Source organism: Roseovarius sp. 217 (genome assembly GCF_000152845.1).
Taxonomy (GTDB): Bacteria; Pseudomonadota; Alphaproteobacteria; order Rhodobacterales; family Rhodobacteraceae; genus Roseovarius.
In genome coordinates this window covers 1-7,518 of record NZ_CH902587.1, presented here as the reverse complement: position 1 = coordinate 7,518, position 7,518 = coordinate 1, and the positions used below count along the sequence as shown (strand labels likewise).

The following is a 7,518-nucleotide window of genomic DNA, read 5'->3' as shown; positions in this document are numbered from 1 at the left end:
TCCGAGTGTGATCGCGGCGCAGAACGACGCGTTTCGCAAGCTCGCATGCCTCGGGGTGCCGCCCGTGCAGCCCATCCAGGGCCGAATGCATGTCACCCGCTCGCTCATGGAGGCCGGTGACGGCTTCATGGCCGAGGCGGTGAAGGCCACCGGTGCGTTCGATACATTCGAGCCTGAGAATGATCCCGAAGGATGGCACGATTTCGGGGCAATCGAGATCCGGGGCGAGACCGTGTTCTGGAAGATCGATCTCTATGAGGCAGACTCGGATTTCCGCTACGGGGCTGAGACCCCGGACAATCCTGCCACCACCATGCGCGTGCTGACCATCATGCTGGCGCGCGACTGGTAGGGGAGGGGACACCTCCCCCCTGACATCTGAGACGATGAAGGCCCGCTGCCCCTCAAAAGGGAAAGCGGGCCTTTTGTCGTGGTGATCCCTGAAGCCGGGGATTGGTCACGCGCGTGAAGGCGCGGGCCACACCTCACCCACCTGGAAGGATATCCCATGACCACAAGCTTTGCCCCTCTCACCGTCGCCATCGGCGATCTGGTCCCGCATCCCGCCAATGTGCGCAGCAACTCTCCAGAAACCTATGATCCCGAGAACATCGCGCATCTGAAGGCCAGCATCGCCGTTCTGGGTCTGCTCCAGCCGCTCCTGGTCCAGAAGCTCGACGGCAAGTACGCCGTCCTCGCCGGCGGCCGGCGCCATGCAGCGTTGAAGGAGCTGGTTGCCGACAAGGCCGCCAAGGGATTCACCGCCAAAACCAAGGTCGACTGTCGCCTTGTCCCTGACGACTGCGACGTCACCACGGCCTTGTCGCTCGCCGAGAACATCACCCAGGCACCGATGAACGCCATCGACGAGTTCGAGGCTTTCGCGCGGATGATGGAGGTCGACGGCCAGACGCCCGAGACTATCGCAAAGACTTTCGGCACCACGGTGGCCGCCGTGAAAGGCCGGTTGCGCTATGGCCTGATCCACCCCGACATCCGCGCCGCGGCCCGGGGCAAGGTGATCACGCTCGACACGATGAAGGCCTTCGCCGAGCATCCGAGCCAGGAGGCGCAGCGCGAGGTCTTCGAGGCGCTCACGAAGGACGGCGGCTATCTGCAGGCCTATACCGTCCGTCAGGCCCTCAAATCCCGCGGCGTGCAGGTCAGCGATGATATCGGGGCTTTCGTGCGCGCGGACTACGAGGCCCGCGGCGGCGCTGTCACGGCTGACCTTCTGGAAGAGCATTCCGTGCTCGAGGATGCAGCACTGGTCGAGACCATCCTGCTCGAGAAGCTCGGTGCCGCTGCCGAAGAGGCTCGCATAAAGCTGGGCTTTGCCTGGGCCGATGCGATGGTGCGCTATGATTACGCGACCATGGCCGACTACGGCCGCGTCTATCCCGGCCCGATCGAGCCCGACGAGACTGCCCAGAAACGCATCGATGAGATCACCGCCGAGCTCGAGAAATTGCAGCTCGAGATGGAGGATGAGGGGCTCGAGGACGGTGCCTACAATGCCCTTTACGAGCGCGTGGACGCCTTGGAAGAGGAAGCCCGCGACCTGCAGGAGGCCTACAGCACCGAGGACCTCGCGCGGTCTGGGGTGATCGCGTCGTGGCAGGGTGGGCAGATCACACTCCATGTTGGTCTCGTCCGCCCGGAAGACACCGTCAAAGAGGAGGGCGCGCGCGGCTCTTCGGGCAACCAGACCGGGGAGGAGGCCCCGGACGCCGGCGAAATCACCTACCCGGCCTCACTGGCCGAGGACCTCAAGACCGAGCGAGCTATGGCGCTTGGGGCCGCGATGGCGCTGCATCCGGAAGCCACGCTTGATCTGACGCTCTTCAAGCTGGTGAGCGACGTTCTGGCCAGCGGCATGAGTGTCACGCAGGCGATCAAGATCGATGCCCGCAAGGAATACCGCAGCCATGCCAAGATGGACGAGATCGACGAGACCTCGCTCGAGCAGGTGGCGGCGGCGCATGATGCGCTTGACCTTTCGTGGCTCGATGACACCCGCCCGCCCGCCGATCAGTTCGCGGCGTTTCGGGCCCTTCAGGCAGAGGAGAAGGCCAAGCTGGTCGCCTATGCCACCGCCAGCACCACGCAGTCCTGCTTCGCGCGGGACCGCCAGCGCGACAGCCTGATGCATGCGTTCGAGATCGAGATCATGCCCGACATTCGCGCCCACTGGACGCCGAATGCGGCGCTCTTCAATCGCTTCAAAAAGGCCTGGCTCCTGAAGATCCTCGGCGAGGATCTGGGTCTGGCTCAGAGGCGGTGACGCTGGGCCTCGTCGAGCAAGAAAGAGATCGTTGCTTTTTGTGACAAGCTCTTCGCCGAGCCCTTCGCCACACTCACGGACGCGCAGCGCGCTGCCGTGGCCGCCTGGTGCCCGCCTATGATGCAGACCGCCGGTGTCGCCTTTGATGAGGCGGAGCCCACTGCGGAAACCCCGGAGCCTGACAGCGAGGTCGCGCAAGCGGCCTGAGTCCTCACGCGACCCGCGCGTGGACCATACCACCCGCGCGGGTCGACCCTCCCACACCCAACCGAAAGACATCCCCATGGCTATACTCAAGTTCTCTGCGTCCTCTGTTGCGGCGCAGATCGCCCATGCACGCGCCTGCAAAACCTTCCTGCCCAACTGGAACGGGCCCGTGGACAGGCCTGCCCTGATCCTGATCGTCGGCAATGGCGTGCATTTGCGCTCCAACGGCATCGACGGCACGACCACCCGCATCGTTACCACCGAGCAGGCCGATCCCTCCTTTGCTTTCGCCGACGGCATGAACCCGTTTCGGGACACCGACTGGATGGCGCAGCGCCGCATGGCGTTTCGCGATCTGACCGGCCAGTTCTACACCGACATCCTGGATGACGTGCAGGTTCTCATCGACCGGGGGCGGGGGGCCATCCGGCTCGCCACCGATGGCCACAGCATCCGCGTCCTCAAACGCCGGGCCTCGGATTATCTCATCGGCGGGACCTACGAAGTGCCCTCGGGCCTCGGCGGCACCTTCCGGGTCATCCTCAAGGATGCCTGCGACACCTTCGCGATCGTGCAGAACTGCGGCAATTGCGAGGATTTCGACGCCATGCAGCCCTACCGCGTGCCGCTCGATGCGCTGATGGAAATCGATGACCGGAGGGCGGCGTGATGGGTTGGCTCTTCTACACCGACGGCCGCGTCCAGACCTACGCGGATGAGAAAGCGGAGATTGCTCGGCTGTGCACCTTCGAGGGCGAAAGGCGCAAGACGGAACTGGTCAAAGCCTGCAAGGTGGGTTCGACTTGGTACGCGGCGGCAAAGGTCACAAATATCGACGGCACCCCTGTCGAAGACACGACCTATGTCACCGATGCGGATGGCTCCATCACTTTCGCCGCCGTATTCCTTACCCGATATGATGACGGCTGCTGGGGCTACAAGGACATGGAGGAAAGCGCGGGACCGGTCGAATCCCGCGCGCCACTGAGCCTATTGGCCCTGCTGTCCGAGCTGAAAGACCCAGACAGCTATGCTCATGCCTGGCGCCAGCGCTGCCGGGATTGGGCTGCGATCCCGGACTACGAGGAGGGAGACAAGATCAAACTCGCAGCACCCGTGACGCTCACCGATGGCAGCATCTGCCAGATTGTCACCGCGACGCACTACTGGCGCGGGCAACAAAAGCGCCGCTGCTACCGCATCGAGGAAACCGGCGGGCTCGTACGCCTGTCGAAGGCCTCGCTTGCGGGTTCGGAGCTGCTCAGCTCCGCAAAGGGCGAGGCCAGTCCCGTGCTGGCGGAGTTTCTGGCGGGGCGAGAATAGGTCAGCGCCGGACGGTTCATCGACCTGCCCGGTGACAGCAGATCCTGCGTCTAATCTTGACAAGGCAATGCAAATGCATTACCTATCGCGGCCAGCAAAGACCCTTTTCTTCAGGAGACTGCCATGACAGCCCTCGCACAAGATGTCTCGAAACTCACGGATCGGTATCAGACGACCGTGCCGGCGGGTGTGCGCAAACAGCTCAAGCTGGGCAAGGGCGACCAGATTCGTTACTGCACCGAGCCGAGTGGCAGGGTCTATATCGAGCCCGTGCGCAGCGACGAGGAAGATCCCGTGCTCGGAGCCTTTCTCGATTTTGTCGAGGCCGATATCAAGGCGCATCCGGACCGCATTCGGGCGTTCGATGGGGCTTTGCATGACCGACTTGCAGCACTGGTCGGAGACGTTGACGTCGATCTCGATGCGCCGCTATCGCTCGAGGATGAATGAGCGGCGATAGCGTGCCCGCCCAAGCGCCCCTTGTCGTAAACGGATGGTCGATTTATGCGCATCCGCTCTTTCTGGATCAGCTCGAAGGGCTGATTGAAGAGGTCGAGGCGCGTAAGGCACGCGATCCTAAGACCTGGCGCAAGAAAAACCCGACGAAACGGCTGGCCGCCATCTTCAAGCTGGTCACCGAGGCCATACCGGCAGATCCGGGTGCCGCCGCCTTCCGGCAAGGCGGCACACTCGGCGATCACCGCAAGCACTGGTTCCGGGCGAAATTCTTCCAGCAGTATCGGCTGTTCTATCGGTTCAACAGCGATGCGAAGGTCATCGTGGTGGCCTGGGTGAACGACGACAAGACCCTGCGCGCCTATGGCAGCAAGACGGATGCCTATGCGACGTTCAAAGGGATGTTGGAAGATGGCAATCCACCTGACAATTTCGACGCGCTCTTGAAAGAAGCTGCAGCGGCGGGCAAGCGGTTCGAAACTTCCCTTGAAGCGGTGCCCGATCGGTAAGTGGGCCAGCTTGCTGTGACCCTTTGGCATTATCGTTTACGACGCCCCGCTGGAAGATGTAGCATCGGCTGATAATACGGTCGGAGAAAGCACAATGGACGAAACGGAAAAGGATAGGCAGCACCTCGGGCTAGAGGAGCAATGCGCGCCTGACCTGACGGGGCACCGTTTCCCAATTGCTGTGCACGTTGCAGACATGCCCGATGACCTCGGCAAGCTGCTGGATATCGGGCTCGAGGAGCATTTCCGTGGCGGCTGATGTCAATTCGTATGACGCGTGGTTTCGCGCGAAGGTGCAGGCCGCGCTGGAGGAGGAATGCACGGGAACATCTCAAGTTCAGGTGATGCAGGCCGCACAGGCATTGATTGATGCGAAACGGGAGGTCGAACCCAAGTCCTGACCAAGCCTTGGAGGTCAGCGCGGTCTGACCCCCGTCACCCTGAAAAGCGAAAGCGGGCTTTTTGTCCTTTGGAACTCAGACCCTGTTCCAAAGGAAAATCCCCATGTCCAAACCCAGAACGGCCAACCCGGCTCTCGCAATCTCCGAAGCCGATCTCGCCTCTGCGCTAGCGCTTATCGGCACAGAGATCCACCACCAACCCCTGCGCAGCTCAGCGCTCGCGCGCGTCATGCGCGAGACGTTTCTTGGCAGCGATGCCGGCGGTGCCTGGGACTGGCGCATGGCATATGACCTGATGCAGGCCGCGGCTGTCCAGGTGCTGCTGCGTGGGGACGGCGTGGCAGGTGACATCGCCGCTGCAAGGCTGCTTGCCTCGCGGCTGCTGACGGAAACGCGCCGGTCAGAGCAGCAGATCCGGCTTCAGCAGTTTTCCACGCCGCTGACTTTCGCGACCATGGCGGTGCGGGCCGCAGCGATCCGCAAGGGCGAGACCGTGCTGGAGCCCTCGGCGGGCACCGGTGCACTGGCCGCTTTCGCCGCCCGGACTGGTGCCGCGCTTTTGCTCAACGAGATCGACCCCTTTCGCCAGCGCCTCCTGCGCGCGGTTTTCGGCGGCGAGGTGACGGGCCATGACGGCGAGCATATCGACGATCTGCTGCAGTCGCCGCTTCTACCCGACGTCGTGGTGATGAATCCGCCCTTCGCCTCCTCGGTCGACCGCTCCCGGGACAAACACATCGCCGCCAAACATCTCGTCGCGGCTGCCAAGCGTCTGGCACCCGGTGGGCGGCTGGTGGCGATCATGCCGCCGGGATTCACGCCCGAACGCGATGCCGCGCATTGGTCACGCGCCTGCAGTCTCCTGACGCCGCGCTTGGCGCTGACGATGCCGGGACAGGTCTATCGCAAGCTCGGCACCTCTGTCGAAACCCAGCTCATGGTCTTCGACAAGGTGCAGGAGGGTGGCGAGATGATCCGCGCCAATGTCCGGGATCTGGGTGAAGCCTTGGCATATGTCGATGCCGTGGCCGCAACCCGGACCGAGATACGCCCCGTCCAACGGGCGGCAGCGGTTACTCCTGCGCGACCGATCGGTCCAGCATCTGTCCCGCGCAAGACCGCTGCCGGTGTTGTCACCGCCTCCAAAGCATGGGCCAATGCCGTTGTCCCGCTCACTTTCACGAGCCTTGATATCCCGCGCAACAACATGCCCATCTCGGACATCTATGCGCGCTACCGTCCGCAGCGGATCGAGATCGCGGGTGCGCAGGAACATCCCACCCCGCTCGTCGAAAGCATCGCCATGGCTTCTGTCGCGCCGCCGGTGCCCTCAAACACGGGTAGTGATGACTTGCGCCTGCCCGCACGGTTGATCGAGCAGGGAGATCTCTCAGAGGCGCAGCTGGAAACCATCATCATGGCGCATGATGCCCATGGGCGTGATCTGCCCGGTCGGTTTACCATCGATGATGACCAGACCAAGCTGACGCGCGCCGATGATGACCCGGATGCACGTGCCTATCGCCTTGGCTATTTCCTCGGCGACGGCACCGGTTGCGGCAAGGGGCGCGAATGCGCCGGGCTCATCCTTGTCAACTGGCTGGCCGGGCGCAGAAAGGCGATTTGGGTCTCCAAATCCGCCACGCTTATCGAGGACGCAATCCGCGACTGGACCGATCTTGGCGGCTCGCCTGCCGACATCCAGCCGCTCTCCAAATGGAAACCGGACCAGCCCATCCCGATGGGCGACGGTATCCTTTTTGTCACCTACGCCACGCTGCGGTCCGCGGGCAAATGCGGCACCACGCGGCTCAGCCAGATCCTCGCCTGGATGGGTGAAGACTTTGACGGCGTTCTGGCCTTCGATGAGGCCCATGCCATGCAGAACGCGGCAGGGTCTGAGCAGGGCAGGGGGGTCAAACCCTCCCAGCAGGGCCTTGCTGGCCTACGGCTGCAACTGGCAGCACCCCGCGCCCGCGTCTTCTACATCTCGGCCACGGGTGCCACGAGCGTGCACAACCTCGCCTATGCCGCGCGGCTGGGGCTCTGGGGGCAGGGCCCCGAATATCCCTTCCCGAGCCGCGAGAGCTTTGTGTCGGCGATGGAAGCTGGCGGTGTCGCCGCCATGGAGGTGGTCGCGCGCGATCTAAAGACGCTCGGGCTTTACACAGCGCGTGCCCTCAGCTTCGACGGTGTTGAATACGATGTGCTGGAACACGCGCTGACCCCGGCTCAGATCGAGATCTACGACGCCTATGCAGTGCGTTCGGACGATTCATCACAATCTCGAGGCCGCGCTGACAGCGACCGGCGTCACGACGCCTCGGGAGAGACTAAT

At 63.3% G+C, this 7,518-nt stretch carries 7 protein-coding genes and 2 pseudogenes; all 9 read left to right on the top strand.

Features of this window, described 5'->3' with window-relative positions; translation table 11 throughout:
• Positions 1 to 352 (top strand): DUF3768 domain-containing protein (locus ROS217_RS22250; RefSeq protein WP_009820258.1); only part of this gene is annotated, 352 nt, incomplete at its 5' end.
• Positions 353 to 508: 156 nt separating this feature from the next.
• Positions 509 to 2,491: pseudogene (locus tag ROS217_RS22245) on the top strand (ParB/RepB/Spo0J family partition protein).
• Between the two features lie 76 nt (positions 2,492 to 2,567).
• Entirely contained in the window at positions 2,568 to 3,161 is a 594-nt protein-coding gene (locus ROS217_RS22240; protein ID WP_009820261.1) for a hypothetical protein, read from the top strand.
• On the top strand, positions 3,161 to 3,814 hold the full coding sequence (locus ROS217_RS22235; protein ID WP_009820262.1) for a DUF6927 domain-containing protein: 654 nt from the start codon (positions 3,161 to 3,163) through the stop codon (positions 3,812 to 3,814). Before ROS217_RS22240 ends, ROS217_RS22235 begins: the two co-directional genes overlap by 1 nt.
• Before the next feature lie 123 nt (positions 3,815 to 3,937).
• Positions 3,938 to 4,264 (top strand): type II toxin-antitoxin system PrlF family antitoxin, encoded by a 327-nt coding sequence (locus tag ROS217_RS22230; protein WP_005668772.1) that lies wholly within the window; start codon positions 3,938 to 3,940, stop codon positions 4,262 to 4,264.
• The gene (locus ROS217_RS22225; protein ID WP_008282927.1) at positions 4,261 to 4,779 is read left to right on the top strand and encodes a type II toxin-antitoxin system YhaV family toxin; all 519 of its coding nucleotides are present in this window, start codon (positions 4,261 to 4,263) and stop codon (positions 4,777 to 4,779) included. The genes ROS217_RS22230 and ROS217_RS22225 overlap by 4 nt, the downstream gene beginning before the upstream one ends.
• A 94-nt stretch (positions 4,780 to 4,873) precedes the next feature.
• Entirely contained in the window at positions 4,874 to 5,038 is a 165-nt protein-coding gene (locus tag ROS217_RS24525) for a hypothetical protein (RefSeq protein ID WP_009820263.1), read from the top strand.
• Positions 5,028 to 5,180: an antitoxin PaaA2 family protein gene (locus tag ROS217_RS22220; protein ID WP_009820264.1), complete on the top strand. Its 153-nt coding sequence runs from the start codon at positions 5,028 to 5,030 to the stop codon at positions 5,178 to 5,180. The genes ROS217_RS24525 and ROS217_RS22220 overlap by 11 nt, the downstream gene beginning before the upstream one ends.
• Before the next feature lie 103 nt (positions 5,181 to 5,283).
• Positions 5,284 to 7,518 (top strand): annotated as a pseudogene (locus ROS217_RS22215) (strawberry notch-like NTP hydrolase domain-containing protein); the annotation flags it as partial.